21 protein-coding genes and 3 pseudogenes are annotated in these 25,901 nt (G+C 56.4%); 17 read left to right on the forward strand and 7 right to left on the reverse strand.

Annotated elements, in window-relative coordinates:
- Positions 1–4: 4 nt before the first annotated feature.
- Positions 5–1,225, reverse strand: coding sequence for a peptide antibiotic transporter SbmA (gene sbmA, locus FE839_RS01065; RefSeq protein ID WP_138358259.1), 1,221 nt, complete (start codon positions 1,223–1,225; stop codon positions 5–7).
- 118 nt (positions 1,226–1,343) lie between these two features.
- Positions 1,344–1,856 (reverse strand): isochorismatase family protein, encoded by a 513-nt coding sequence (locus FE839_RS01070; RefSeq protein WP_171034794.1) that lies wholly within the window; start codon positions 1,854–1,856, stop codon positions 1,344–1,346.
- Positions 1,857–2,074: 218 nt separating this feature from the next.
- On the opposite strand from FE839_RS01070, the gene ampH reads away from it, so the two are divergent.
- The 3 genes from ampH (at position 2,075) to olsF (ending at position 6,162) form a co-directional block, all read left to right on the forward strand.
- Positions 2,075–3,235 carry a D-alanyl-D-alanine-carboxypeptidase/endopeptidase AmpH gene (ampH, locus tag FE839_RS01075; RefSeq protein ID WP_138358263.1) on the forward strand — a complete coding sequence of 387 codons (1,161 nt, stop codon included), beginning with the start codon at positions 2,075–2,077 and terminating at the stop codon, positions 3,233–3,235.
- A gap of 109 nt (positions 3,236–3,344) precedes the next feature.
- Positions 3,345–4,319 carry a porphobilinogen synthase gene (gene hemB, locus FE839_RS01080; protein ID WP_138358265.1) on the forward strand — a complete coding sequence of 325 codons (975 nt, stop codon included), beginning with the start codon at positions 3,345–3,347 and terminating at the stop codon, positions 4,317–4,319.
- 124 nt (positions 4,320–4,443) lie between these two features.
- Positions 4,444–6,162: a bifunctional ornithine lipid synthase OlsF gene (gene olsF / locus FE839_RS01085; protein WP_138358267.1), complete on the forward strand. Its 1,719-nt coding sequence runs from the start codon at positions 4,444–4,446 to the stop codon at positions 6,160–6,162.
- An 89-nt stretch (positions 6,163–6,251) separates the two neighbouring features.
- Here olsF and tauD read toward each other — a convergent pair whose 3' ends face one another.
- Complete coding sequence (gene tauD, locus FE839_RS01090) at positions 6,252–7,103, reverse strand: taurine dioxygenase (protein ID WP_138358269.1); 852 nt, start codon at positions 7,101–7,103, stop codon at positions 6,252–6,254.
- Positions 7,100–7,186 (reverse strand): annotated as a pseudogene (locus FE839_RS01095) (taurine transporter subunit); the annotation flags it as partial. The gene tauD and the pseudogene FE839_RS01095, both read right to left, overlap by 4 nt.
- Positions 7,187–7,637: 451 nt before the next feature.
- On the opposite strand from FE839_RS01095, the gene FE839_RS01100 reads away from it, so the two are divergent.
- From FE839_RS01100 to fbpC, 6 genes are all read left to right on the forward strand, one after another.
- Complete coding sequence (locus FE839_RS01100) at positions 7,638–8,267, forward strand: response regulator transcription factor (protein WP_138358271.1); 630 nt, start codon at positions 7,638–7,640, stop codon at positions 8,265–8,267.
- Positions 8,267–9,808 (forward strand): MASE1 domain-containing sensor histidine kinase, encoded by a 1,542-nt coding sequence (locus FE839_RS01105; protein WP_138358273.1) that lies wholly within the window; start codon positions 8,267–8,269, stop codon positions 9,806–9,808. Before FE839_RS01100 ends, FE839_RS01105 begins: the two co-directional genes overlap by 1 nt.
- An 85-nt stretch (positions 9,809–9,893) precedes the next feature.
- Positions 9,894–11,198, forward strand: a complete 1,305-nt coding sequence (uhpC, locus tag FE839_RS01110) for an MFS transporter family glucose-6-phosphate receptor UhpC (RefSeq protein WP_138358275.1) — start codon at positions 9,894–9,896, stop codon at positions 11,196–11,198.
- Positions 11,195–12,226: an ABC transporter substrate-binding protein gene (locus FE839_RS01115; RefSeq protein ID WP_138358277.1), complete on the forward strand. Its 1,032-nt coding sequence runs from the start codon at positions 11,195–11,197 to the stop codon at positions 12,224–12,226. Before uhpC ends, FE839_RS01115 begins: the two co-directional genes overlap by 4 nt.
- 70 nt (positions 12,227–12,296) lie before the next feature.
- Entirely contained in the window at positions 12,297–14,375 is a 2,079-nt protein-coding gene (locus tag FE839_RS01120; protein ID WP_114847695.1) for an ABC transporter permease, read from the forward strand.
- An 11-nt stretch (positions 14,376–14,386) separates the two neighbouring features.
- The gene (fbpC, locus tag FE839_RS01125) at positions 14,387–15,433 is read left to right on the forward strand and encodes a ferric ABC transporter ATP-binding protein (RefSeq protein WP_024130614.1); all 1,047 of its coding nucleotides are present in this window, start codon (positions 14,387–14,389) and stop codon (positions 15,431–15,433) included.
- Positions 15,434–15,521: 88 nt separating this feature from the next.
- Here the strand turns inward: fbpC and mmuM are convergent, their stop codons facing one another.
- Positions 15,522–16,454 (reverse strand): homocysteine S-methyltransferase, encoded by a 933-nt coding sequence (gene mmuM, locus FE839_RS01130; protein WP_138358279.1) that lies wholly within the window; start codon positions 16,452–16,454, stop codon positions 15,522–15,524.
- Positions 16,441–16,623, reverse strand: a pseudogene (locus FE839_RS01135) (S-methylmethionine permease); the annotation flags it as partial. The gene mmuM and the pseudogene FE839_RS01135, both read right to left, overlap by 14 nt.
- Positions 16,624–17,057: 434 nt before the next feature.
- Between FE839_RS01135 and eat the strand changes: the two are divergent.
- Genes eat through eutC form a run of 3 tightly spaced genes read left to right on the forward strand, consistent with a single transcriptional unit; the run spans position 17,058 to position 20,616 of the window.
- Entirely contained in the window at positions 17,058–18,437 is a 1,380-nt protein-coding gene (gene eat / locus FE839_RS01140; protein WP_138358281.1) for an ethanolamine permease, read from the forward strand.
- A gap of 11 nt (positions 18,438–18,448) precedes the next feature.
- Positions 18,449–19,837: an ethanolamine ammonia-lyase subunit EutB gene (locus tag FE839_RS01145; protein WP_138358283.1), complete on the forward strand. Its 1,389-nt coding sequence runs from the start codon at positions 18,449–18,451 to the stop codon at positions 19,835–19,837.
- A complete protein-coding gene (gene eutC / locus FE839_RS01150) occupies positions 19,834–20,616 on the forward strand; it encodes an ethanolamine ammonia-lyase subunit EutC (protein WP_138358285.1) in 783 nt (260 codons plus the stop codon). The genes FE839_RS01145 and eutC overlap by 4 nt, the downstream gene beginning before the upstream one ends.
- A gap of 608 nt (positions 20,617–21,224) precedes the next feature.
- Here eutC and FE839_RS25060 read toward each other — a convergent pair.
- Positions 21,225–21,371: pseudogene (locus FE839_RS25060) on the reverse strand (hypothetical protein).
- On the opposite strand from FE839_RS25060, the gene FE839_RS01155 reads away from it, so the two are divergent.
- From FE839_RS01155 to FE839_RS01175, 5 genes are read left to right on the forward strand one after another with little or no spacing between them, the layout of a single operon-like run.
- A complete protein-coding gene (locus tag FE839_RS01155; RefSeq protein ID WP_171034791.1) occupies positions 21,364–22,470 on the forward strand; it encodes an ABC transporter substrate-binding protein in 1,107 nt (368 codons plus the stop codon). The pseudogene FE839_RS25060 and the gene FE839_RS01155 overlap by 8 nt on opposite strands.
- A 20-nt stretch (positions 22,471–22,490) precedes the next feature.
- Complete coding sequence (locus FE839_RS01160; RefSeq protein WP_138358289.1) at positions 22,491–23,390, forward strand: branched-chain amino acid ABC transporter permease; 900 nt, start codon at positions 22,491–22,493, stop codon at positions 23,388–23,390.
- The gene (locus FE839_RS01165) at positions 23,390–24,439 is read left to right on the forward strand and encodes a branched-chain amino acid ABC transporter permease (RefSeq protein WP_138358291.1); all 1,050 of its coding nucleotides are present in this window, start codon (positions 23,390–23,392) and stop codon (positions 24,437–24,439) included. Before FE839_RS01160 ends, FE839_RS01165 begins: the two co-directional genes overlap by 1 nt.
- On the forward strand, positions 24,426–25,208 hold the full coding sequence (locus FE839_RS01170; RefSeq protein WP_138358293.1) for an ABC transporter ATP-binding protein: 783 nt from the start codon (positions 24,426–24,428) through the stop codon (positions 25,206–25,208). The genes FE839_RS01165 and FE839_RS01170 overlap by 14 nt, the downstream gene beginning before the upstream one ends.
- A complete protein-coding gene (locus FE839_RS01175) occupies positions 25,201–25,896 on the forward strand; it encodes an ABC transporter ATP-binding protein (RefSeq protein WP_138358295.1) in 696 nt (231 codons plus the stop codon). Before FE839_RS01170 ends, FE839_RS01175 begins: the two co-directional genes overlap by 8 nt.
- Positions 25,897–25,901: the final 5 nt, after the last annotated feature.

Below are 25,901 nucleotides of genomic sequence, written 5' to 3' on the forward strand. Positions count from 1 at the left end.
TTGATTAACTTAATGTTTGCGTAACGGGCTGCAGCGCTTTGCCATCCAGCTCGCGCTCGAAGCTGCGCAGACGTTTGTAGATGGACATCAGTTCCACCAACGTAGTCCAGGAGCTAATCAGATACTGGAACGAGCCGCGAACCTGGCCAAAAACGTTGGTTATCTGGGTCATCAGGCCCAGCGTAATCGTACCGGCAACAATCGACGGAAACAGCAGGAACAAACCGAAAACGTTATCCACCTGCAGATACAGAATACGCGCGATATTGAAGTACATATAGTGGAAATAGAGACGGAAATAGTTGCGACGCACGGCGCTGAACAGTTCACGTACCGTCGGTGGCGTGGCGCGGGATCCATCATCCTCGCCGTACACCAGCTCTTTACGATAGGCCGCCTCGACACGCTGGTTTTTAAACTCCAGGCCCGGTAGCTTAATCCCCACCACCGCCAGCAGCCCCGTCCCCATCAGCGACCACAGGATAGCCGCAATCACCAGACCGTATGGCAAATGGCCGACAATCGGCAGATCCGGCACATGTTGAGAGAGCGTGACCAGCACTGGCAAAAAGGCAATAAGCGTCATCACCGCATTGATAAAACTCACGCCCATATCTTCCAGCGTTGAGGCAAAGCGCATGGTGTCTTCCTGTACACGCTGCGCGGCGCCTTCGATATGGCGCAGATGCTGCCAGTGCGCCATATAATGCTCGTTCATGGCGGTGCGCCAGCGGAAGACATAATGGCTGACGAAGAAGTTATTCAGCACGCCAATAACGACCGCGATTAAGGCTATGCCGAGAAAAACACCCGTTTCCTGATAAAACTGGTTAATACTGACTTTATGCGGCGTCGCCAGCGCGCTCTGAATCAGATCGTAGAACGGCGCATACCAGGCGTTAACCGCCACCCCGACTTCAACGAGGAACCAGGTGACAAAAATAATCAGCGACGTGCCGAGAATCGACCAGTATTGCCAGCGGTGCGGACAGTAAATGAACCAGAACAGGGCAAAAACGCCGACGCAAAACGCATAATAGGCGTAAAACACCAGATAGTTGAGCGACCAAAAACGCGCTGCGCTGATGGCGACATTTGACGATGCTCCGGCCAACCGCAGCAGCCAGTCGCCGCCTCCCGCCTGCCAAAAGATCACGGCCAACAGCGACCAGATAAAGGCAGAAATAAAAAACGGCCCCGGATTGGGGAAAAAGGATTTAAACATCGTGCTCTCCTGCTAACTTCTTTCTCGTTTTGTTGAGCTATGCACCGCGAAAAGCGCCCGCCGCAGAGCCATCGCGGCAAAGCAAAGTGGGCGCAGTATGAGACCGGATATCAGCGACTTAGTTCGTCTGCCATCCGCTAAGAATTGTTTCTGTGGGTTTCACGTGTAAAGGATTGCCAGGAACTGTCAGCGTACGCCACACTTCGTTGTAGTGGGCAATCAGCGTGGTCGCCTGCGCCGCCGGGCGGTTGGCGGTAGTGTGGGCATCTTCGGCAACGGTAATCGCATAGCCGCGACTGCTGCCGTTTTTGATGGTGGTATCCAGGCAGTAATCCGTCGCACAGCCGCAAATCACAAACTGCCTGATGTTATGGGCGCGCAGCACCTCTTCCAGCCGGGTGTGGTAAAAGGCATCGCAGGCGGTCTTGGTGACGTACAGCGCGTCGGCGGGTTGTTGCAGTTCAGGCAGCAATTCAAAGCCTTCGCTCCCCTCTTCCAGCCCTCCCGCTTCGTTGTGCTGAATGAAGATAACGGTATCCGCAGCATTTATCAGGCGGTTAATTTGCGCAGCGCAGCGCTCGCGCTCAATCCGCGGCGTCGCGAAAACGCCATTTTGCATATCCACTACCATTACGACCCGTTTATCCGCCATCGTCTTTTTCGCCCCATCATTAACCAGGCGATCATCATACCTGCGCGCGGGTAACATCGGCTATCCAAAAGCGTAAAAAAGGTTTTTTACGCCGCGTTACGTTTTTCCGCACAGATTAGCGTGATTCCCGCTTTGTTCGGCAACGCTTCGTAGTATAAATACGCACTATGTTTTTCTTCATCAGGATGGATCTCCCGTTGAAACGTAGTCTGCTCATTTTTGCTGCGCTATGCGTGGCCTCGTGGACATCGGCCCAGGCCGCGCAACCGAGCGTCGACCCGGAATTCGCCGCGGATGTTGTCGACCGTTACGCTAACCATATTTATTACGGCAGCGGCGCGATCGGCATGGCGCTTGTGGTTATTGATGGTAATCAGCGCGTATTCCGCAGCTTCGGCGAGACGCGTCCTGGCAACAATACGCGTCCACAGCTTGATTCTGTGATTCGTATCGCCTCCCTGAGTAAGCTGATGACCAGCGAAATGCTGGTCAAACTGCTTGACCAGGGGATAGTGAAGCTCAACGACCCGCTGAGCAAATACGCCCCGCCTGGGGCCAGGGTGCCGACTTATCATGGCACGCCAATCAGGCTGGTCAATCTGGCGACGCACACCAGCGCCCTGCCGCGCGAACAGCCCGGCGGCGCCGCGCACCGTCCGGTGTTCGTCTGGCCAACGCGCCAACAGCGCTGGAACTGGTTATCAACGGCAACGCTGAAAGCCGCCCCCGGCACCCAGGCCGCCTACTCCAACCTCGCGTTCGACCTACTGGCCGACGCGCTCTCTACCGCCGCAGGCAAACCCTATACTCAGCTATTTGAAGAGCAGATCACCCGTCCATTAGGGATGAAGGACACCACCTTTACGCCTTCACCGGATCAATGCCGACGATTGATGATCCCAGAAAAAGGGGCCAGTCCGTGCAACAACACCCTTGCGGCCATCGGCAGCGGCGGCGTCTATTCCACGCCTGGCGATATGATGCGCTGGATGCAACAGTTCCTCTCCTCCGATTTTTTCACTCGCGGACGGCAGGCGGATCGCATGCAAACGTTGATTTATCAGCGTAGCCAGTTGACGAAAGTCATCGGGATGGATGTACCGGGCAAAGCGGATGCGCTGGGCCTCGGTTGGGTCTATATGAAACCGAAAAACGGCCTGCCGGGAATTATTCAGAAGACTGGCGGCGGCGGCGGATTTATCACCTATATGGCGATGAATCCGCAGGCGAATGTCGGGGCATTTGTGGTGGTCACTCGTTCCTCTTTAACGCGTTTCAATAATATGAGCGACGGCATCAATGCGCTGATCGGCGAATTAAGCGGCGTCCGCCCTGCGTTAGAGACGGCCAGCCAGTAGTCTGGGGGATGTTTTCCGGCGATTGATAAGGATCGTTTTGGTGAAACATCCCGGCCTCAATTCAGGTAAACTTGTTCTTTTCATTTCATTTCACAAAATCAGGCAAACCATGACAGATTTGATCACTCGCCCCCGCCGCCTGCGTAAATCCGCTTCGCTACGCGCCATGTTTGAAGAGACAACACTGAGTTTGAACGACCTGGTGTTGCCGATCTTTGTTGAAGAAGAAATCGACGATTACAAAGCTATTGACGCCATGCCCGGCGTGATGCGTATTCCGGAAAGACACCTGGCACGCGAGATCGAACGCATCGCCAACGCCGGTGTCCGTTCGGTGATGACCTTCGGGATCTCCCATCATACCGATGCCATCGGCAGCGATACCTGGAACGAAAACGGACTGGTGGCGCGCATGTCCCGCATCTGCAAAGACGCGGTGCCGGAGATGATTGTCATGTCCGATACCTGCTTCTGCGAATACACTTCCCATGGGCATTGCGGCGTGTTGTGTGACCACGGTGTCGATAACGATAAAACGCTTGAAAATCTCGGTAAGCAGGCGGTGGTTGCCGCCGCCGCCGGCGCGGATTTTATCGCCCCTTCCGCCGCGATGGACGGTCAGGTGCAGGCGATTCGCCAGGCGCTGGATACCGCCGGATTTACGGATACGGCGATTATGTCCTATTCCACTAAATTTGCGTCATCGTTTTACGGCCCGTTCCGCGAAGCCGCCGGAACCGCGCTGAAAGGCGATCGTAAGACCTATCAAATGAGCCCGATGAACCGCCGCGAAGCGATCCGCGAATCGCTGCTGGATGAAGCCCAGGGCGCCGATTGCCTGATGGTTAAACCGGCCGGTCCGTACCTCGACATTCTGCGCGATCTGCGTGAGCGTACCAACCTGCCGCTGGGGGCGTATCAGGTGAGCGGTGAATACGCGATGATTAAATTCGCCGCTCAGGCCGGCGCCATTGATGAAGAAAAAGTGGTGCTGGAAAGCTTAGGCGCCATCAAACGGGCCGGTGCGGATCTGATCTTCAGCTACTTCGCCCTTGATCTGGCTGAAAAGAACATCCTGCGTTAATTCAGCGATTGTCGTCTCTCCGGTGGCGCAGTGCGCCACCTGGAGCCGCGAAATCTTCATTCAACTGTAATCTGAGCGACATCTGCGCCTTCTACTGTCTGGGCAGGACGAAGGAGGTGCCATCATGTTTAGTCTCGACAATGTACTCGATGACCTGTGGCCTCAGGCGAGGCCTGCGCCCTGGCAAAAAAAGGTGCTGAAAAAGCTCCTGCATGAGGAAGAGTTTCAACAATTTGCCGCGCGTCATCCTCACCTGAAAGGACTGGATACGGTCGAACAGGTACTTGAACATCTCAATATCCGCTGCGCTGTCCCGGCGCACGATCTCGAACAAATCCCCGAACATGGCCCGTTGGTCATTATCGCCAACCATCCCACCGGCACGCTTGACGGTCTGGCGCTGCTCTATGCGGTCTCCCGGGTGCGTCGCGATGTCAAAGTGGTCGCCAACCGTATGCTGACGCATCTTGAGCCGCTGAGCTCGCTGTTTATTCCGGTCGATAACATTCATGGTCGTACCGCCAAAGCGGCGCTACAGCAAATGGATCAGCAGTTGCAAAACGGCGGCGTGCTGATTTTCTTCCCGGCGGGCGAAGTTTCACGCCTGACCTGCCGCGGCATCCGTGATAAAAGATGGCACTGCGGATTTATTAAACTGGCGGCCAAATATCGCGCTCCGCTGCTTCCGGCATGGATCCACGCACGCAACAGCGCGCTGTTTTACGCCAGCACGCTGGTTTCCGCTAACCTCCCGCTACTCCTGCTGATGCCGCAAATGTTCCGCCGCCGCAACAGCAGCCTGCCGGTCAACATCGGCCAACAAATTGCCTGGTCAAGCTGGTTCGATCCTCTGAGATCCTCTCGTGAGTTGACCGAGCGCTGCTATCACCATCTGGAACAGTTTGCAAAAGGGCTTCCTGGCGTATTCAAAACCGAAAGCGCTATCGCCCGCCCGGAAGACCGCGCCCTGCTTAAGCGCGAGCTGAATAAAGCGGAAACACTGGGGCGAACGGCGGATGGAAAAGTGATTTATCTCTGGCAACGTAATGGTCAGGAAGAGGCCCCGGTGCTGCGCGAGCTTGGCCGCCTGCGGGAAATCGCCTTTCGCGCGGTAGGCGAAGGCAGCGGAAAACGTCGCGACATTGACAGCTATGATGACGACTATCTGCATCTGATACTGTGGGATGAAGAAGACCTTGAGATCGTCGGCGCTTACCGTTTTATGCCAACCGCGATACAGCTGGAAAAGCGCGGTCTGGAAGGCATCTACAGCTACAGTCTGTTCCATTACGACGCGCGTATGGCCGATATTCTTCAGTACGGTATCGAGCTGGGCCGCAGCTTTATCCAGCCACGTTACTGGGGACGCCGCGGGCTGGACTATTTGTGGTCGGGTATCGGCGCTTATCTGGCGCGCTACCCGCACTATCGTTATCTGTTTGGACCGGTTTCCATTTCCGGTGGGCTACCGCCGACAGCGCGCGATCTGCTGGTGGCGTTTTACCGGCTGTGGTTCCCCGCAACGCACCCGCTGGCTAAGTCCCGCCGCCCGTATCCCGCTTCGCTGCCCGATGTGCTGGCGCAGTTTGGCGGTGAGGATTACAACGATGATTTAGTGCGCCTGAAATCTCTGCTCGGCAATCTCGGCTGCGCGATCCCGCCGCTGTATAAGCAATATTCGGAAGTATGCGAACCGGGAGGCGTGCAGTTTATCGATTTCGGCAGCGACCCGGATTTTAATAACTGCGTGGATGGTCTGGTGCTGGTGGATTTAACCTATCTGAAAGCGAATCGCTATCAGCGCTATATTGGCGCGCATCTGGAATCCCGGAAGACGGCATAATCACCGATTTTATCTCTCTCGCTTCCGGAGAGAGGAATGGGGTGACGGTATCACGCACGGGTGAAACGACCACCCGGCGCTGCTTCCGGCTACTGAGCACGATAATAAGGCTTATCTCCCAGAATCGTCGCCCGGTGCATAATGCGCCGCTGCGGCAGGTAATCAGCGTTGGCATAATGCTGGGTGACGCGGTTATCCCAGATGGCTACGTCATCAGGCTGCCAGCGCCAGCGCACCTGAAACTCCGGTTTTGTGATGTGCGCAAACAAGAATCCAAGCAGCGCCTCGCTCTCTTTCGCCGTCACATCGACAATCCGCGTGGTAAAGCCTTCATTCACAAACAGCGCCTGTTTGCCGCTCACCGGATGGGTACGCACCACCGGATGCAGCAAAGGCGGATGTTTTGCTACCGCCTCAAGCCAGCGCTGATGCTCCTCGTCAGTTTTGCGGTATGTGTATTCCGGGAACGATTTACGGAAATCATGCTCCGCCCGCAAACCGCTCAGCAACTGGCGAAACGGTTCGGAAAGTGCGTCATATGCGGCAATACCGCTGGTCCATAGCGTATCCCCGCCGGTAGAGGGCAGTTCCTTTGCCGCCAGAATCGCCCCTGCTGGCGGCGTCTCAATAAAGGTCACATCGGTGTGCCAGTTATCGTTATCCGGCGGGTTATCGTTATGGGTATCCAGCACGATAATCTCTTCGACGCCTTCGGCGTGGGGATAGACCGGATGAATATGCAGATCGCCAAAACGCTGTGCCAGCGCGCGCTGTTGCTGCGGCGTGATGGCTTGTTCACGCAGAAAAACCACCTGGTGGCGCAGCACCGCGTGATACAGCTGTTCAAACTGGTTATCGCTCAGCGGACGAGCCAGATCCACGCCGGAAATCCGCGCCCCAATATACGGCCCCAGCGGGCTAATACTCAGACGTTCACTCATTGTATTTCTCCATGCCAGGGCGTCAGGCGGCGCTGAAGCGCACGCAGACCCAGTGCTAAAATAAACGCGTTCACCGCAAATACAGGGTCGTTACGCGTCGATGGCGCTTTTCGCTAACGCCGTGACCATATCCGGGTGTTTTTCCGAGAAGCTACTCATCCAGCGTCGGCAATAAGTACGTTACGCGATGAAATCCCCATTCTTGTCTGCTCCCCTGTCTTGTTATGGGGGCAGTATTTCGTTGCGGCCGAGTTTGATAAAGGAATTAAAAATTCTGGCTAATAGCAAAGCGTTTTTAGAAAAAAAACGGGAATGGTTAGTGTGGAAATGTATTTAGCATTGAGCTGTAGGCCGGATCAGGGGCTTGCGCCGCCATCCGGCAATCCATGCCTGATGGCGCTACGCTTATCTGGCCTACAACACCCTGCAAATTATTGCGATTTTGTTACATTCATTGCATAACCGCAGTTGACTGATTGCCAGCGCAGCGGGGGCAGGCATCATAGAGGCATTATTCGGCAAGAGAGTAAGCATATGATTCGTGTGGTGCTGGTTGATGACCATGTGGTGGTGCGTTCCGGCTTTGCGCAATTGTTAAGTCTTGAAGACGATCTGGAGGTGGCAGGTCAGTTCAGCAGCGCGGCGGAAGCCTGGTCCGCATTATTGCGCGATGACGTTAACGTCGCGGTGCTGGATATCGCGATGCCGGACGAAAACGGGCTAAGCCTGTTAAAGCGCCTGCGCGCGAAAAAACCCGCTTTTCGCGCCATTATCCTCAGTATTTACAACACGCCGGCGTTCGTGCAAAGCGCGCTGGATGCAGGCGCCAGCGGCTATCTCACCAAACGCTGCGGGCCGGAAGAGCTGGTTCAGGCGGTGCGCTCCGTCGGCATGGGCGGCCACTATCTGTGCGCCGATGCGTTGCGGGCATTACGCGGCGGCGAACAGCCGGCGCAGGTGCTGGAGGTATTAACCCCTCGCGAACGCGAAGTCTTTGATTTACTGGTCAAAGGCGACAGTGTGAAAGAGATCGCGTTCAAACTGGACCTCAGCCATAAAACCGTTCATGTCCACCGTGCTAACGTACTGGGTAAATTGCAGTGCCACAGTACCATCGAGCTGGTGCATTTCGCCCTCGACCACCAGTTGCTAACAGGGCACTGATGTCTCGCGGCGTACGTTACTGGGTGATCTCGCTGTTTATCCTGCTGGCCTGGGGAACAGGCTGGCTGATGCTATGGACGGTTGGCTTTTACCTGACCCATAACGGCCAACAGGCGGCGCTCTTTTTGCCGCACGGCGTTTATCTTGCGCTGTTGATTTTACTCTCCCGCCGTTACTGGCCCGCGCTGATACTGCCGCCGGTGCTGATGCCGTTATGGCTCCATAGCGAACAATTGCTCAGCGGCTACGTCCTGCTGGCGGCGCCGCTGATCTGCCTGATCCCGGCCAGCATCGGACAAAAATTCTGGCACCGTTTTCCCCTGTACTGGCAGCGTCTCACGCTGCTGCTGGCCGCCGTCACGCTGGCCTCGCTGCTGAATACCGCCCTGCTGTCGCCCTTTATAAAAAGCCCGGCGATGCTGACTGGCCTGGCGTCGTTTACCGGCGGCGTGCTGCTCACCCCCTTTGTTTATCTGGTATTTGAATTTTTACGCCAGCAGCACCGTTATCATCTGTTGGGGCTGGATACCAGCAACCCGCCGCTGCGCACATCGCTGATCATCTGGTGCAGCCTGTTCTTTATTATCGGCATCGGCACGCAAATGGTGCTGTCGCCGGAAATTGAACGCCTGCTGCTGATCGTGGTGTTCCTGCCTAACGTGGTGATGGCGTGGAAGTTTGGCTGGCAGGGCGGCGTGCTCTCCGGCCTGCTGGGCAGCATGATGATCACCATCGCCCGCCAGGTCGGCGTCGGGTTTAACAACCTGGTCGAGCTGGAGATTTTCCTCGCTACCCAGGCGCTACTCGGCATAGGGCTGGGGATCGCCATCAGCCGCCAGCAGCATCTGGCGCAAAACCTGCACCACTATCGCCAGCGTCTGGAAGCAGAGCTGGCGGCGCGCCGGGCGCTGACCGAAAAGCTGATCCACACCGAAGAGGATACACGCAAAAACCTGGCGCGCGAGCTGCACGACGAGATCGGCCAGAACATCACCGCCATTCAGATCCAGTCACAGCTGGTGAAACGGGCGCGCGATCCGGTGCAGACGCAGGCCGCCGCCAGCCAGATAAACGATCTCGCTCGCCGTATTCACCACTCTACCCGCCAGCTGTTACGCCAGCTACGTCCCCCCGCGCTGGATGAACTGTCGTTTCAGGAAGCACTGCTTCATCTGGTTAACGAATTCGCCTTCCCCGAGCGAGGGATTCGCTGCCAGTTTGAATATCGCCTTACGCATACCCCGGAAAATGAAACCATCAGGTTTACCCTCTACCGCCTGTTGCAGGAACTGCTGAACAACGTCTGCAAACACGCCGAAGCCAGTGAAGTCTCGATTCTGTTACGCCAGCAGAAACAGACCCTCTATCTGGAAGTACGGGACAACGGCACCGGCATCCAGCCTGAAAACGTACCGGGATTCGGCATTCAGGGGATACGCGAACGGGTTAACGCGTTGGGCGGCGAACTGATGCTCGAATCGCGGCGCGGCACGCGGGTAATTGTTAACCTGCCCACAAATTTGCAACAAATCGCGCACTAGCCAGGAAAAAGTCTTAGTCACTCCAGACTTTCTCCCATCCCCTTTCACTTTCGTTTTCCTATAGTCAGCACAAACGGAGACGGTCATGCCCCCACGCTCAGTCACTGACATCAACCAGCATTACCGCACGCTGCGGCCACAATTGCTGATGTACATGGTCATCGGATACGCCGCGTTTTATCTGACGCGCAAAAGCGTGAATTACGTGCTTCCGGCGCTGCAAACGGATCTGGGACTCGATAAAGGCGATATCGGCCTGTTGGGTTCACTGTTTTACCTGACCTACGGCCTGTCGAAGTTTACCGCCGGGCTGTGGCACGACAGCCACGGGCAGCGCTGGTTTATGGGCGTCGGCCTGTTCGCCACAGGCCTGCTGAATGTGGTGTTCGCCTTTGGCGAGTCGCTGATGCTGCTGCTGGCGGTCTGGACGCTGAACGGTTTCTTTCAGGGCTGGGGATGGCCGCCCTGCGCCCGACTGCTGACCCACTGGTATTCTCGCAACGAGCGCGGCTTCTGGTGGGGCTGCTGGAATATGTCGATCAACATCGGCGGGGCGATTATCCCGCTGATTAGCGCTTTCGCCGCCCACTGGTGGGGCTGGCAGGCGGCGATGCTGGCGCCGGGGATCATCAGCATGGCATTAGGTATCTGGCTCACACTACAGCTGAAAGGCACGCCGCAGGAAGAGGGCTTACCGTCAGTAGGTACCTGGCGTAATGACCCGTTAGAGCTACGCCAGGAGCAACAAAGCCCGCCGATGGGACTGTGGCAAATGTTACGCACCACGATGCTGAAAAACCCGATGATCTGGCTACTGGGCGTCTCCTATGTGCTGGTCTACCTGATCCGTATCGCCCTTAACGACTGGGGCAATATCTGGCTCACGGAAAGCCACGGCGTCAATCTGCTCAGCGCCAACGCCACAGTGATGTTGTTTGAAATGGGCGGCCTGCTCGGCGCGTTGTTCGCCGGCTGGGGGTCGGATTTGCTGTTCAGCGGCCAGCGCGCGCCGATGATTTTGCTGTTCACGCTGGGGTTGATGGTGTCCGTCGCCGCGTTGTGGTTAGCGCCGGTACACCATTACGCACTGCTGGCGGTCTGTTTCTTTACGGTGGGCTTTTTCGTTTTTGGCCCGCAAATGTTGATTGGCCTTGCCGCCGTCGAGTGCGGGCACAAAGCGGCGGCCGGTTCCATCACCGGGTTTCTCGGCCTGTTCGCCTATCTGGGAGCAGCGCTGGCGGGCTGGCCTCTGTCGCGGGTCATTGAACGCTACGGCTGGTCGGGCATGTTCAGTCTGCTCTCGATCACTGCCGTACTGATGGGTTTATTGCTGATGCCGCTGTTGATGGCGGGCATCACTACTTCGCTAAGTCAAAGGATAAAACAATGAAATTGACGCTTACCTCTACCCTGATTGCATCCGGCATTGCGCTGGCAACCTTAACCGGCGCCGCGCAGGCCAAAGGCCGCCTGGTGGTTTATTGCAGCGCCACCAATGAAATGTGCGAAGCAGAAACCAAAGCGTTTGGCGACAAATATGACGTCAAAACCTCGTTCATTCGCAACGGCTCCGGCAGTACGCTGGCGAAAGTCGACGCCGAGAAGAAAAACCCGCAGGCGGACGTCTGGTACGGCGGGACGCTGGACCCTCAGTCCCAGGCGGGTGAAATGGGGCTGCTGCAACCCTACAAGTCTCCCAATCTTGAGCAGGTCATGGAGAAATTCCGCGATCCGGCGAAAGTAAAAGGCAACCTCTCTTCAGCGGTGTATGTCGGTATTCTCGGTTTTGGCGTCAATACCCAGCGCCTGAAAGAGAAAAATCTGCCGGTGCCAAAATGCTGGAAGGATCTGACCAAACCGGAATACAAAGGCGAGATCCAGATTGCCGACCCGCAAAGTTCAGGCACCGCGTATACCGCACTGGCGACCTTCGCCCAGTTGTGGGGCGAAGATCAGGCCTTTGATTACCTGAAACAGCTCAACGCCAACGTGTCTCAGTACACCAAATCCGGTATTGCCCCGGCACGTAACGCCGCCCGTGGCGAAACCGCTATCGGCATCGGCTTCCTGCACGACTATTCGCTGGAAAAAGAACAGGGCGCGCCGCTGGAGCTGATCTCTCCGTGCGAAGGCACCGGATATGAAATTGGCGGCGTCAGCATTCTGAAAGGCGCGCGTAATCTTGATAACGCCAAACTGTTCGTGGACTGGGTGCTGTCAAAAGATGCCCAGGAGCTGGCGTGGAAAAAAGGCAAGTCTTATCAGATCCTGACCAATACCACCGCAGAAACGTCACCAAACTCGCTGAAGCTCGACAACCTGAAACTGATCAACTACGACATGGATAAATACGGTTCGACCGATGTCCGTAAGGCGTTGATCAATAAGTGGGTTAGCGAAGTGAAGATGGGTAAATAAGCCCACATTTGCGTTCATTTGCCGGGTGGCGGCGTAAACGCCTTACCCGGCCTACGACACCGGAACCGCTATGTCACACACACTTGCACACCATCCCGTGAAAAAACGGGATGCGATATTCTTTTGGGTTCTGCTGGGCTGGCTGGCGTTTGCCCTGCTGCCGAGCTGGAGCCTGGATTACGGCCTGCTGGAGTCCACGGGCGATGAAATCCTTGAATCCTACGGCTGGTCACAGCTCAATATCAGTTGGCTGTGGTATCTGCTGCCGAGCCTGCTGCTGATTCGCCCGTTCCATGAAGCCAGGCGCGAACAGCGCAGCCGCCATTACCTTGATGCGGGCTGGGCGCTGTTGTGTATGGCCTTTATCGTCGTCAGCGCCACCGTTGAAGGCCGTGGTTTAGGCTACGCCACTATCGTGCTGTTCGTCGCGCTGGGCGCGATCATGACGCTGGCGTTGACCCGTCTGGAATGGCTGGGCGGCGACCGCTTCGTGATCGGCTCACTTACCGCCATTGTGGCGCTGATCGGCATCTTTATCGTCTGGCCGAGTATCGCGATTTTCATCCCGATGTTCACCAACGACGCCGGGGAATTCGCGCCGCTGGCGTTTATGACGGTGCTGTCGCAGGCGCATATCATCCAGGTGATCCTCAACTCCATCGCCCTGTCGATTGCGGTGGGCGTGGGCTGTACCTTCTTCGGCCTGGTACTGGCGATTTACACCACCCGCATTGCCAAACGCAGCGCCATTATTGGCCGCATCTTCTCGATTTTACCGATCGTCACGCCGCCGTTCGTAGTGGGTTTAGGCGTTACGCTGATGATGGGACGCTCCGGCTACGTCACCGAATTTATGGTCGAGTGGTTCGGGCTGACCAACACCAACTGGCTGTACGGATTTACCGGCATCTGGCTGGCGCAGGTGCTGGCATTCACCCCGATGGCGTTTATGATCCTCGACGGGGCGATCAAAACCATTCATCCGTCGCTGGAAGAAGCCTCGTACACCCTGCGCGCCAGCCGCTGGCAGACCTTTAACGGCGTGTTTGTCCCGCTGCTGAAACCGGCGCTGGCGAACGCCTTCCTGATCGTGGTGGTGCAGTCGCTGGCCGACTTCAGCAACCCGCTGGTACTCGGCGGAAACTTCGACGTGCTGGCGACGCAGATTTATTTCTATATCACCGGTTCGCAGCTTGATTATCAGGCCGCCAGTACGCTGGGCGCGTTCCTGCTGCTGTTCTCGCTGCTGGTGTTCTGTGTGCAGTATATGTGGATCGGTAAGCGCTCTTACGTCACGGTCTCCGGGAAATCGTACCGTGGCGACGTCCAGCCGCTGCCGGTCACTCTGGTGTGGAGCGTCATCGCCATTCTGGCCGTGTGGATAGCCTTCAACGCCCTGCTCTACGGCAGCATTTTCTACGGGAGCTTCACCGTCAACTGGGGCGTGGATTACACCCTGACGCTGGCGAACTTTATCAAGCTGTTCGGCCAGGGTATGAGCGACGGCGCGTGGCCTTCCCTGCTTGATACGTTGCTCTACGCCGGAATTGCCGCGCCGATCACCGCCATCTTCGGTCTGCTGATCGCCTGGATTGTGGTACGCCAGCAGTTCAAAGGCAAAAAGACTATCGAGTTCACCACCATGCTGTGCTTCGCCGTACCGGGCACCGTGGCGGGCGTGTCGTACATCCTCGCCTTTAACAGCGCCCCGGTGTACCTCACCGGAACGGCGGCGATTGTGATTATTTCGATGGTGATGCGTAACGTGCCGGTTGGGATTCGCGCCGGGATCGCCGGATTAGGCCAGATCGATAAATCGCTGGATGAAGCGTCGCTCAGCCTGCGCGCCGGGAGCTTACGCACCATCACGCACATCCTGCTGCCGCTGCTGCGCCCGGCGATCCTCTCAGCGCTGATCTACAGCTTTGTGCGCGCCATTACCACCGTCAGCGCCATTGTGTTCCTCGTCACGCCAGACACCCGCGTGGCGACGGCCTACATCCTCAACCGCGTGGAAGACGGCGAATACGGCGTGGCGATCGCCTACGGCTCGATTCTGATCGTGGTGATGCTGGCGATTATTTTCATCTTTGACTGGCTGATCGGGGAAGCGCGTATCTCCCGTTCAAAAGCCAAAAACCAGGCGTAATGGAGCGCACTATGAGCCAGAAAAATTTTGTTGAACTGCGCAACGTCACCAAACGATTCGGCAGCAACACGGTTATCGATAATATCAATCTCACCATCCCGCAGGGGCAAATGGTGACGCTGCTCGGCCCTTCCGGCTGCGGCAAAACGACCATTTTGCGTCTGGTGGCCGGGCTGGAAAAACCGAGCGAAGGACAGATTTTCATTGATGGCGAAGACGTCACCCATCGCTCTATTCAGCAGCGTGATATCTGTATGGTCTTTCAGTCTTATGCCCTGTTCCCGCACATGTCGCTGGGGGAAAACGTCGGCTACGGTCTGAAGATGCTTGGCGTGTCGCGCAGCGAAGTGAAAGCCCGTGTGCAAGAGGCGCTGGCGATGGTGGATCTGGAAGGATTCGAAGACCGCTATGTTGATCAGATCTCCGGCGGTCAGCAGCAGCGCGTGGCGCTGGCGCGCGCGCTGATCCTCAAGCCGAAGGTGCTGCTGTTTGATGAGCCGTTAAGTAACCTTGACGCCAACCTGCGTCGCAGCATGCGCGACAAGATCCGCGAACTGCAAAAGCAGTTTGATATCACCTCGCTGTACGTCACCCACGATCAGAGCGAAGCCTTTGCGGTTTCCGATACCGTACTGGTGATGAACAAGGGACATATTATGCAGATCGGTTCGCCGCAGGATCTCTACCGTCAACCTGCGTCACGCTTTATGGCGAGCTTTATGGGCGATGCCAACCTGTTCCCGGCGACGTTTAGTCAGGAGTATGTGGATATCTACGGCTATCGGCTGCCACGCCCGGCGCACTTTGCCGCTCAGGGTTCCGGCACCGTTGGCGTGCGCCCGGAAGCGATTACCTTGAGCGATCGCGGCGAAGAGAGCCAGCGCTGTGTGATTCAGCATGTCGCCTATATGGGGCCGCAGTATGAGGTGACGGTGGCGTGGCACGGACAGGAGATTTTATTGCAGGTTAACGCCACCCGATTGCAGCCGGACGTGGGGGAAAATTATTACCTCGAAATCCACCCGTACGGGATGTTTGTTTTAGCAGACGCAGTGTAATTGATGCCGGGTGGCGCTACGCTTACCCGGCCTACGGTTCGTGCACGTTGTAGGCCGGGTAAGGCATCAGCCGCCACCCGGCGCACACTCAACGTTGCGCGTTCAATTCAGCAATATCCTTCGGCGTCGTCCGGCAACAGCCGCCAATCAGCTTCGCACCCGCCGCCAGCCACTGCGGTAAATACTCCGCCAACGTAGCGCACGCTTCGCCGTGATGATGCCATGTTTTGCTTACGGCATCGTAATGCTCACCGGAGTTCGGGTAGGCCACCAGCGGCAGCGCGGTCAGCCCATGCAAATGCTGCAATGCGGCGGTGACGTTTTCCAGCGCGATACAGTTTACGCCAGTCGCCACAACCTGCGGGCAGGCGTTGAGGAACGCCGCCACGTCACACAGCGGCGTACCGTCGCTCAGATGCTCGCTGTCGCGCAGCGTAAACGAAAACCATGCCCGCGCCCGTGGATATTCGGTTAACAACTCAGCCAGCGCTTTAATCTCAATAAAATTCGGCAGCGTTTCGCAGGCCAGCAGGTCAACGCCCGCATCCAGCAGCGCTTCCACACGCGGGTGATGAAAAGCCCGGAACGTTTCGGGAGTACATACGTAATCCCCGCGATATTCCGCACCGTCGGCCAGATACGCGCCATATGGCCCGATGGAACCCGCCACCAGCAGCGTGCCCGCCTGCGGGTTCTCAGCCAGATACGCTTCCCGCGCTTTGCGCGCCAGTTCGACGCTCTTGCCGATCAGCGCTTTCGACTGCGCTTCGTTAAACCCACGGGCGGCAAAGCCCGCCGGGGTTGCCTGGTAGCTGGCGGTAATCGCTACCTGCGCGCCAGCGCGGAAATAGTCGAGGTGGACTTCGCGAATAAGCTCCGGGTTTTCAACCAGGACTTTCGCCGACCACAGGCTGTCGGCTAAATCGCAGCCGCGCGCTTCCAGCTCCGTCGCCATCGCGCCGTCCAGCAGGATAAAGGGCTGTACGTTAAGGATGGCGGTTAACGGATTATTCTGCGACATGTTGAGGCTCCTGGGTGAGTTTCCGTAAACGAGTCAGATAATACGCACCATAACACACTGCCACAAACGGGATCCCACACCACAGCGCAATCCTCTGACTCGGATCAAACGCCAGGCCAATACAGGCCACCAGGCAAAGCACAAATCCCAGTACTGCTACCAACGGATATCGCAACGAACGAGAAAGTAAAGAGATCGCCAGGATGTATAAAGTTAAAAAGATTCTGGCACCATCATTCGTGGGAAATGCTACATTTGCGGGCAATTGCACCATCATGAACGCCTCTCCACGTGCAATCTGCCCCTTTTTGGATCGTCTGCCAACGAAATACGCATATTTATTGTTGTTATAACCTGGCACTCTCCTTGCACTCATCAGATATCTGAAATGTCAGGCTCATCAGGCGTAATTGTTGTAAGCAGTTTGGGCATGGACAGCACGCAGAAACCGGGGCGTACGCATCGTACATGAGGATTGACTCGCTGATTTTTCCTTACGGATCGCTCACCAGGGCGTTCTTGAGCGCAGCCCGGATATAAACAAACAAATACAAATAAAACAACGTGATGAGCCGGGTTTCTTTATCTGGCGAGGCATCAAATATGACAACACAAACCACAACACTAAAAAGAACGCTCGGCAGTTTCCGCTTATGGGGAATCGCCGTTGGGCTGGTTATTTCCGGGGAGTATTTTGGCTGGAGCTACGGTTGGTCTCAGGCGGGAACACTGGGCTTTATGATCGTCGCGCTGGCGATCGCCGCCATGTACTGCGCCTTTATTTTTAGCTTTACCGAACTGACGACCGCCATCCCGCACGCAGGCGGGCCTTTTGCTTACGCCTACCGCGCCTTTGGCCCGACCGGCGGTTTTATTGCCGGGTTCGCGACCCTGATTGAATTTGTCTTTGCCCCGCCCGCCATTGCCATGGCCATCGGCGCCTACCTTAACGTGCAGTTTCCGGCGCTGGACCCCAAATGGGTCGCCTGCGGCGCCTACATTATCTTTATGACGCTGAATATTCTCGGTGTTGGTATCGCCGCCACCTTTGAGCTGGTGGTCACCCTGCTGGCGATCTTCGAGCTGCTGGTATTTATGGGCGTCGTCGCGCCGGGCTTCTCCTGGAGCCACTTTACCGCTAACGGCTGGGCGGGCGCGGAGAGCTTCAGCGGTCTGGCGTTGCCAGGCATGTTTGCCGCAATCCCGTTTGCGATCTGGTTCTTTCTGGCCATTGAAGGGGCATCAATGGCCGCCGAAGAAGCCAAAGATCCGCAGCGTACCATTCCCCGCGCGCTGGGCGGCGGTATTCTGACCCTGACCGTACTGGCGATTGGCGTGATGGTCTTTGCCGGCGGCGTCGGCGACTGGAGAGCGCTGGCAAATATTAACGACCCGCTGCCGCAGGCGATGAAAATAGTGGTTGGCAACAGCAGCGGCTGGCTGCATATGCTGGTATGGCTGGGACTGTTTGGTCTGGTGGCGTCTTTCCACGGTATTATTATGGGCTACTCGCGGCAGATATACTCCCTGGCGCGCGCGGGCTATCTGCCAGCGAGCCTGGCAACGATTAATCGCCGCACCCGTACTCCGCATCTGGCGATCCTCGCCGGAGGCGTCATTGGTATCGCCGCTATTTTCTCCGATTCATTGATAACCATCAGCGGAATGCCGCTGACCGCCTGCATCGTCACCATGTCGGTATTTGGCGCGATTGTTATGTATATCATCTCAATGGCGGCGCTGTTTAAACTGCGCCGCAGCGAACCGAAGCTCATTCGACCGTTCCGCGCGCCGCTCTATCCGTGGGCCCCTGCCTTTGCGCTGGCGATGGCGGTTCTTTGTCTGGTGGCGATGGTCTGGTACAACACCCTGCTGGCGCTGATTTTCGCCGCCATGATGCTCGGCGGCTATCTGTGGTTCCGCAAGACCGCCGCAGCCCGCGAGCGTGCGGCAGCGGACCCGCAGTTACGTACGGTCTCCTGAGGAGTTGAGGCATGTATAAAACCACGCTATCGGGCCAAGTATGGCATTTTGATAGTCTGAAAACATTGCTGGCGAAAGCCTCCCCGGCGCGTTCTGGCGACGCGCTGGCGGGCGTTATCGCCGACTCTGCCGAAGAACGAATGGCGGCCAAAATGGCGCTGGCGGACGTTCCGTTAACGGAAATTCTTGATAATCCGTTGATTCCCTACGAGCAGGATGAAGTGACCCGACTGATACTCGATACTCACGACGCCAGCGGTTTTGCGGCGATTCGTCACCTGACGGTAGGCGATTTTCGCGACTGGCTGCTCGACGACGCCACCGACGAGTCGGCACTGGGCCAGGTCGCGAGGGCGATAACGCCGGAGATGGCGGCGGCGGTTAGCAAGCTGATGCGCAATCAGGATTTGATCCTGGCTGCCAGTAAATGCCGGGTTATCACCCGATTTCGCAATACCATCGGCCTGCCGGGGCGCCTCAGCGTGCGCCTGCAGCCAAATCACCCGACCGATGATATGAAAGGCATCGCCGCCAGTATGCTCGACGGACTGTTATACGGCGCCGGAGATGCGGTGATCGGCATCAACCCGGCCAGCGATAGCCTGCCGGTGCTGGCGCAGCTTAACCATATGCTGGACGATATTATCCAGCGCTTCGCGATCCCGACCCAGTCATGCATTTTGACTCATGTCACCAATACCTTGCAGTTGATTGAGCGTGACGTCCCGGTGGATCTGGTGTTTCAGTCAGTGGCCGGAACCGAAGCCGCCAACAGCGGTTTCGGCATCAATCTGGCGCTACTTCAGGAAGCCAGAGAAGCCGCCCTCAGCCTTAACCGCGGCACGATCGGCAACAATGTGATGTATTTTGAAACGGGCCAGGGCAGCGCCCTATCCGCCAATGCGCATCACGGCGTTGACCAGCAGACCTGCGAGGCCCGCGCTTACGCCGTCGCCCGCCACTTCGAGCCGCTGCTGGTCAATACGGTGGTTGGCTTTATCGGTCCGGAATATCTGTATGACGGTAAACAAATTATCCGCGCCGGGCTGGAAGATCATTTCTGCGGCAAGCTGATGGGCCTGCCTATCGGTTGCGACGTCTGCTATACCAATCACGCCGAAGCCGATCAGGATGATATGGATACCCTGCTGACGCTGCTGTGCGCCGCCGGGCTAACCTTTCTGATCGGCGTACCGGGGGCTGACGATATTATGCTCAACTATCAAAGCACCTCCTTTCACGATGCGCTATACGCTCGCCGTCTGCTGGGTTTAAAGCACGCGCCTGAGTTCGCCGACTGGCTAACCAGGATGCAAATTATCGATCCGCACGGCGCGCTGCGCCTGACCGACGCGCGTCATCCGCTGCTTTCCGTCCTGCCGCAAGGAGAACCGGTATGAATCCTCTCGACGCATGGAGCCCATTGCGTGAATTTACCGATGCGCGGATTGCGCTGGGCCGTAGCGGCGCCAGTCTGCCAACCCGTGAAGTGCTGAATTTCGGCCTCGCGCACGCCCGCGCGCGCGATGCGATTCACCAGCCCTTCGTCAGTGAACAACTGGAACAACCGCTGGCCGATTTGGGGCTCTCATCGCTGACCGTCCACAGTGCCGCCAGCGATCGTCATGTCTACCTGAATCGCCCGGATCTCGGACGACGTCTGAACGAAAAGAGCCGCGCCGATCTGGCCGCCAGCGGCGTGCGTCCGGCCGATCTGCTGCTGGTGATCGGCGACGGGCTGTCGTCATACGCCGTGCATCGTCAGGCCGTGCCGCTAATCCGCGCTCTGCTTCCTTACCTGAAAACGCTAGGCCTGAGCCTCGCGCCGGTGGTGCTTGCGCACCAGTCGCGGGTGGCGCTGGGCGATGATATTGGCGAAACGCTGAAGGCCAAAGCGGTCGCGATTTTGATTGGCGAACGGCCGGGTCTCTCTTCGCCGGACAGTCTCGGGGTTTATTTAACCTGGCAGCCGCATCGTCAGCGGCTGGAGTCGGAGCGCAACTGTATTTCCAATATTCGCCCGGAAGGGCTGAGCTACGAAGCGGCGGCATTTAAGCTGGCGTGGCTGCTGGAGCAGGCATTCTTACGACGACTGACCGGCGTGCGCCTGAAAGATGAAAGTGATAATCCGGCGCTGCATGGTAAAATAAAGCCGCTGGGCAATATCGATAATAAATAACAAGGAAATGAGAGTTCTGCTTTATTATTAATCAAGACAGATAAAATTTATTTATACTCTAAATAATTCGAGTTGCAGGAAGGCGGCAAGAGAGCAAATCCCCAGGAACATAGATAGCTATATGACTGGGGTGAGCGAGCGCAGCCAACACACATGCAACTTGAAGTATGACGAGTATATATTCGTCATACTTCAAATGACAGGTGTATTGGCTTCAGAGTGACTCTGCTCATTCATGAGGCCCGCCCTTAGCGGCCACTACTTTTCAGCGTTCATAACGGATAACCGTTTTGTTCTGGCAATTGAATTAGAGACTATCCCACCAGGCGTTATTGGCGCAGGCAGTTTGAACACGGCCAGCGCGGATGAACCGGAGCGTACACGTAGTACGTGAGGATTCTGAGCACTGCCCTGGTTCAAAATGACAAGCAAAATAGCTCTAATGGGATAGGTTCTTAATTAGGATATAAGAATATTGCATGAGTAAAAGTGAAACAATCGTTGTAAGGTAAAGTTGCGCATTAAATATGCCCGTGATACTTCAGGTTGCATGTGCATTGACTGTGTTCATGCAGTCCAAATTATTGAGAGTATATTTCGTTATCTATTCAAAATAACAGCCAATAATTCGCCAGATTAACTGGAGAATTATTCTCAATGTTATGCAGTCATTGATGGTTACACATAAATAATCGATTGACCGAGGGTGAGGTAGCAATGAAAAAATTTTCCGGAAAAGCATCTTTAATGGCCACATTGGTTGCCGCGTTGATCGGTGCGAGTAGCGCGCAGGCGGCGGAAATTAAAATCGGCGTGGTATTACCGTTAAGCGGCGCGCTGAGCGGTTACGGGCAACCGTCACAAAAAGGACTGGATATCATTCAGGGCATTACCCCAACATTAAAAAATGGCGACACCATCAAGCTTATCGTCATTGACGATAAGAGCGACAAGGTTGAAGCAGCTAACGCCATGCAGCGCCTGGTCTCCAGTGATAAGGTCGATGCGGTGATCGGCGAAGTCACCTCCTCCAATACCCTGGCGATGACTAAAATCGCTGACGACAGCAAAACGCCGCTGGTCTCCTCGACGGCCACTAACGATCGCGTCACCCGCAACCACCCTTACGTCAGCCGGGTCTGCTTTTCCGATAGTTTCCAGGGCGTGGTTGGCGCGAACCTCGCTTCCCGCGACCTGAAAGCCAAAACCGCCGCCATCGTCTTTGATAGCAGCAACGATTACTCCGTCGGCCTGGCGAAAGCCTTCCGCACGCAGTTTCTGAAAAACGGCGGCACCATTCCTATCGAAGTTCAGGCACCGGGCGGCAGCAAAGACTTTAAAGCGCAGTTATCCAGCGTGAAGGCAAAAAACGTCGACATGATTTATATGCCGATTTACTACACCGAAGGGGCGCTGATCGCCGTTCAGGCTAAACAGCTGGGGCTGAAAAAACCGGTGGTCGGCGGCGACGGACTGGCGGCGGACCCGGTCTTTTTTGAGGTCGGCAAAGATGCGGTCAACGGCTATATGACTACCGATTACTACTCGCCAAATGCCAAAGAACAAACGCCGGAGGGCGAAGCGTTCATCAAAGCCTGGGAAGCCAAATACCACCAGCCGACCCATACCTGGGGCGCGATGGCGGCGGACGCATATAACGTCATTATCAACGCGATGAACCAGTGCAGCGATCCGCACGACCGGGTTTGCGTTAACCAAAAAATTCGCGCCACCAAGGACTACCAGGGCGTGACCGGCACATTGACTTTACAAAACGGCGACGCCATCCGCAGCGCGGTCATCAATGAAGTAAAAGATGGCAAGCTGGTGTTCCGTAGCGTGGTAAATCCGTAAGCCGTTATAAGGGATAACAGATGGACAGTGCCATTTTTCTCCAGCAAGTGGTCAACGGAATGAGCCTCGGGGGCATGTACGCCCTGATTGCCATCGGTTATACGATGGTTTATGGGGTGCTGCGCCTGATCAACTTCGCTCATGCGGACGTGATGATGGTCGGGGCGTTTACCACCCTGTTTTTATTTTCTTCTGTTGGGCTACCCTTCGGGGTAGCTATTTTGCTGACTCTGGCGCTATGCGGCCTGTTCGGGATGCTTATCGACCGGGTGGCCTACCGCCCGCTGCGTCAGGCATCAAAAATCTCTCTGCTGATCACCGCCATCGGTGTCAGCTTCTTCCTTGAGAATCTGTTCAACGTGCTGTTTGGCGGGAGTTCACGCTTCTTTTCATCACCTGATTTTTTCAACAATACCCGCACTTTTGGCCACGTCGTTATCACCAATGTGGCGTGGATCGTGCCGCTGATTACCGTGCTGCTACTGCTGGCTATCCTCTGGCTGTTGTACCGCACCCGCTACGGCATGGCGATCCGCGCGGTGGCATTCGATGTCAATACCGTGCGCCTGATGGGCATTGACGCCAACCGCATTATCTCGCTGGTGTTTGCTCTCGGCAGCAGCCTCGCGGCGCTGGGAGGCGTATTCTACTCCATCAGCTATCCCACCATTGACCCATTGATGGGCGTGCTGATTGGCCTGAAAGCCTTCGCCGCTGCGGTTCTCGGCGGGATAGGCAGCGTCACCGGCGCGGTACTCGGCGGTTTTATTCTCGGCTTTACCGAAGTGGTGGCGGTCGCCCTGTTTCCCGAACTTGGCGGCTACAAAGACGCCTTCGCCTTTATGTTTTTGATTCTGGTCCTCTTGTTCCGCCCGGTTGGCATTATGGGCGATGAACGTCTGGAAAGGAGCCGTTTCTGATGCTCAACGCTACAACTACCGCCGGGGCGCAAATGCGCAACCTGGTCATTATTGTTATCTGCGTCGCGCTGCTGGCCGGGATCAACGTGGTATTCAATGACTACATTATTCGCGTCATCAGCACGATTTTTATCTTTATGATCCTCGCGGTCAGCTACAACCTGATCAACGGCGTGACCGGGCAGCTGTCGCTGGAGCCCAACGGATTTGTGGCGGTTGGCGCCTACGTGACGGCCCTGTTGATCCTCTCTGGCGACAGCAAGCTGGATATGTTTGAAATGGCCGCGCCCAGTCCGTGGATCCTCGAACTGCACGCCAGTTTTCTGCCCGCGTTGCTCATTAGCGGCTTGTGCGCCGCCGCGCTGGCGGTGTGCCTCGCTTTCCCTGTCTTCCGCGTGCGCGGCGACTATCTGGCGATTGTGACCCTCGGCTTCGGCTTTATCATCAAGATCCTCGCCATCAACAATCCGCAAATCACCAACGGTGCGATTGGTCTCAACGATATTCCTCAACAGCCGCATCTGCTGTTCTGGTGCGGGCTGTTCGCCCTGGTCGCTACCGGGATGATCCTGCAACTGGTGTGGTCGAAATATGGACGGATGATGAAAGCGGTACGCGACGATGAAGATGCCGCTATTGCCATGGGGGTGAATACGTTTCGTATTAAAACCTGCGCTTTCGCCACCAGCGCTTTCTTTGAAGGGATCGGCGGTGGCCTGCTGGCATCGCTGCTGACCACCATCTCCCCAGGTCTGTTCGACTTTATGCTCACCTTCCAGCTGCTGATTATTATCGTGCTCGGCGGGCTGGGCAGCACCACCGGCGCACTGCTCGGCACCGTGCTGGTGGTCGGTAGCGGGGAGTGGCTGCGTTTTCTCGATCAGCCGCTGCAGTTCTTCGGCCATGACTTCGGCTCATATCCGGGCCTGCGAATGGTGGTGTTCTCGCTGCTGCTGCTGATCATCATGCTGTTCGCCCGTGAAGGCCTGCTGGGCAAAAAAGAGATTTGGCAAGTGAGCAAAAGGAGTCGCGACCATGGCGCAAAATAAGGTCATTTTGCAGGTGCAGGACGTCACGATGCAATTCGGCGGATTACGGGCCATCGACAATGTCAGTTTCCATGTTGACGAAGCGGAAATTTTTGGCCTGATTGGCCCTAACGGCGCGGGCAAAACCACGATGTTCAACGTCATTACCGCTAACTACAAGCCGACCAGCGGCAGCGTGACGCTCGCGGGAAAATCGTTGAAGAAACTAAAGCCGAATCAGGTGGTCAACGCCGGAATTGCCCGTACCTTTCAGAATATCCGCCTGTTCAACTCCATGACGGTATTAGAAAACGTGATGGTCGGCCTCGATAGCGCCAGCCGCTATTCGCTGCTGGAAGCGGCGCTGCATATTGGCCGTTATTTCCCCGCCGAACGGGCGGCGAAAGCCAAAGCGATGGCGATTCTGGAAGATATTGGCATTGCTCATTTTGCCGATATGCAGGCGACCAATCTCAGCTACGGTAACCAGCGTAAGGTGGAGATTGCCCGCGCGCTGGCGACATCACCAAAATTATTGCTGCTGGACGAACCCGCAGCCGGGATGAACCCGAAAGAGACCGAGGATCTGGCGGATTTGATTTTCCGCATGCGTAATGACTACCAGCTCAGCGTACTGTTAATCGAGCACGACATGCCGTTCGTCAACAAACTGTGCGAGCGGGTCATGGTGCTGGAGTACGGTAAACCGCTGTTTAGCGGTCTGATGACCGAGGCCATTCAACATCCTGATGTCATTTCCGCTTATCTGGGGGACGTTCGTTATGCTTAGCGCACGTGAGTTAAAAGTTTTTTACGGCGTGATTCAGGGGCTGAAAGGCATCGATATTGATATTTATGACCGGGAAATCGTCACCTTAATCGGCAGTAATGGCGCGGGGAAAACCTCAACCCTCAACGGTATCGTCAACCTGGTGCGCTCTACAGGACGGGTCAATTTTCTCAACGAGGATATTTCCCGCAGCCAGACGCACCAGATTGTGCGTCGGGGGCTGGCGCTTGTGCCCGAAGGGCGGCGCATCTTCACCAACCTGACCATTGAAGAAAACCTGCGCATGGGCGCCTACAATAATCTCGCCGGGTTTACCCGCTTGCGCGACCGGATGTACAGCCTGTTTCCCCGGCTAAAAGAGCGGCGCAATCAGATGGCGGGCACCATGAGCGGCGGCGAGCAGCAGATGCTGGCGATTGCCAGGGCATTGATGAGCGAACCGGTATTACTGATGCTGGACGAACCGAGCCTCGGTCTGGCGCCGAAAATTGTCGGGGAACTCTTCGCCACCATTAAGCAACTGCGGGAGGAGAATATTACGGTACTGCTGGTGGAGCAGAACGCCACGGCGGCGCTGACTATCGCCGATCGCGCCTATGTGCTGGAAAACGGGAAAATAATGCTCTCAGGCCCGGCACCGGAGGTGCTGGCAAACCCGGAAATTAAACGGATGTATCTCGGCGGATAGGGAAG

Source organism: Klebsiella indica (assembly GCF_005860775.1).
GTDB classification, from domain to species: domain Bacteria; phylum Pseudomonadota; class Gammaproteobacteria; order Enterobacterales; family Enterobacteriaceae; genus Klebsiella; species Klebsiella indica.

Bases quoted from the DNA above. Each gene is read 5' to 3' on its own strand.
- sbmA (WP_138358259.1), bottom strand. From the start codon at position 1,225: ATGTTTAAATCCTTTTTCCCCAATCCGGGGCCGTTTTTTATTTCTGCC.
- FE839_RS01070 (WP_171034794.1), bottom strand. From the start codon at position 1,856: ATGGTAGTGGATATGCAAAATGGCGTTTTCGCGACGCCGCGGATTGAG.
- hemB (WP_138358265.1), top strand. From the start codon at position 3,345: ATGACAGATTTGATCACTCGCCCCCGCCGCCTGCGTAAATCCGCTTCG.
- olsF (WP_138358267.1), top strand. From the start codon at position 4,444: ATGTTTAGTCTCGACAATGTACTCGATGACCTGTGGCCTCAGGCGAGG.
- tauD (WP_138358269.1), bottom strand. From the start codon at position 7,103: ATGAGTGAACGTCTGAGTATTAGCCCGCTGGGGCCGTATATTGGGGCG.
- FE839_RS01100 (WP_138358271.1), top strand. From the start codon at position 7,638: ATGATTCGTGTGGTGCTGGTTGATGACCATGTGGTGGTGCGTTCCGGC.
- FE839_RS01105 (WP_138358273.1), top strand. From the start codon at position 8,267: ATGTCTCGCGGCGTACGTTACTGGGTGATCTCGCTGTTTATCCTGCTG.
- uhpC (WP_138358275.1), top strand. From the start codon at position 9,894: ATGCCCCCACGCTCAGTCACTGACATCAACCAGCATTACCGCACGCTG.
- FE839_RS01115 (WP_138358277.1), top strand. From the start codon at position 11,195: ATGAAATTGACGCTTACCTCTACCCTGATTGCATCCGGCATTGCGCTG.
- FE839_RS01120 (WP_114847695.1), top strand. From the start codon at position 12,297: ATGTCACACACACTTGCACACCATCCCGTGAAAAAACGGGATGCGATA.
- fbpC (WP_024130614.1), top strand. From the start codon at position 14,387: ATGAGCCAGAAAAATTTTGTTGAACTGCGCAACGTCACCAAACGATTC.
- mmuM (WP_138358279.1), bottom strand. From the start codon at position 16,454: ATGTCGCAGAATAATCCGTTAACCGCCATCCTTAACGTACAGCCCTTT.
- eat (WP_138358281.1), top strand. From the start codon at position 17,058: ATGACAACACAAACCACAACACTAAAAAGAACGCTCGGCAGTTTCCGC.
- FE839_RS01145 (WP_138358283.1), top strand. From the start codon at position 18,449: ATGTATAAAACCACGCTATCGGGCCAAGTATGGCATTTTGATAGTCTG.
- eutC (WP_138358285.1), top strand. From the start codon at position 19,834: ATGAATCCTCTCGACGCATGGAGCCCATTGCGTGAATTTACCGATGCG.
- FE839_RS01155 (WP_171034791.1), top strand. From the start codon at position 21,364: ATGGCCACATTGGTTGCCGCGTTGATCGGTGCGAGTAGCGCGCAGGCG.
- FE839_RS01160 (WP_138358289.1), top strand. From the start codon at position 22,491: ATGGACAGTGCCATTTTTCTCCAGCAAGTGGTCAACGGAATGAGCCTC.
- FE839_RS01165 (WP_138358291.1), top strand. From the start codon at position 23,390: ATGCTCAACGCTACAACTACCGCCGGGGCGCAAATGCGCAACCTGGTC.
- FE839_RS01170 (WP_138358293.1), top strand. From the start codon at position 24,426: ATGGCGCAAAATAAGGTCATTTTGCAGGTGCAGGACGTCACGATGCAA.
- FE839_RS01175 (WP_138358295.1), top strand. From the start codon at position 25,201: ATGCTTAGCGCACGTGAGTTAAAAGTTTTTTACGGCGTGATTCAGGGG.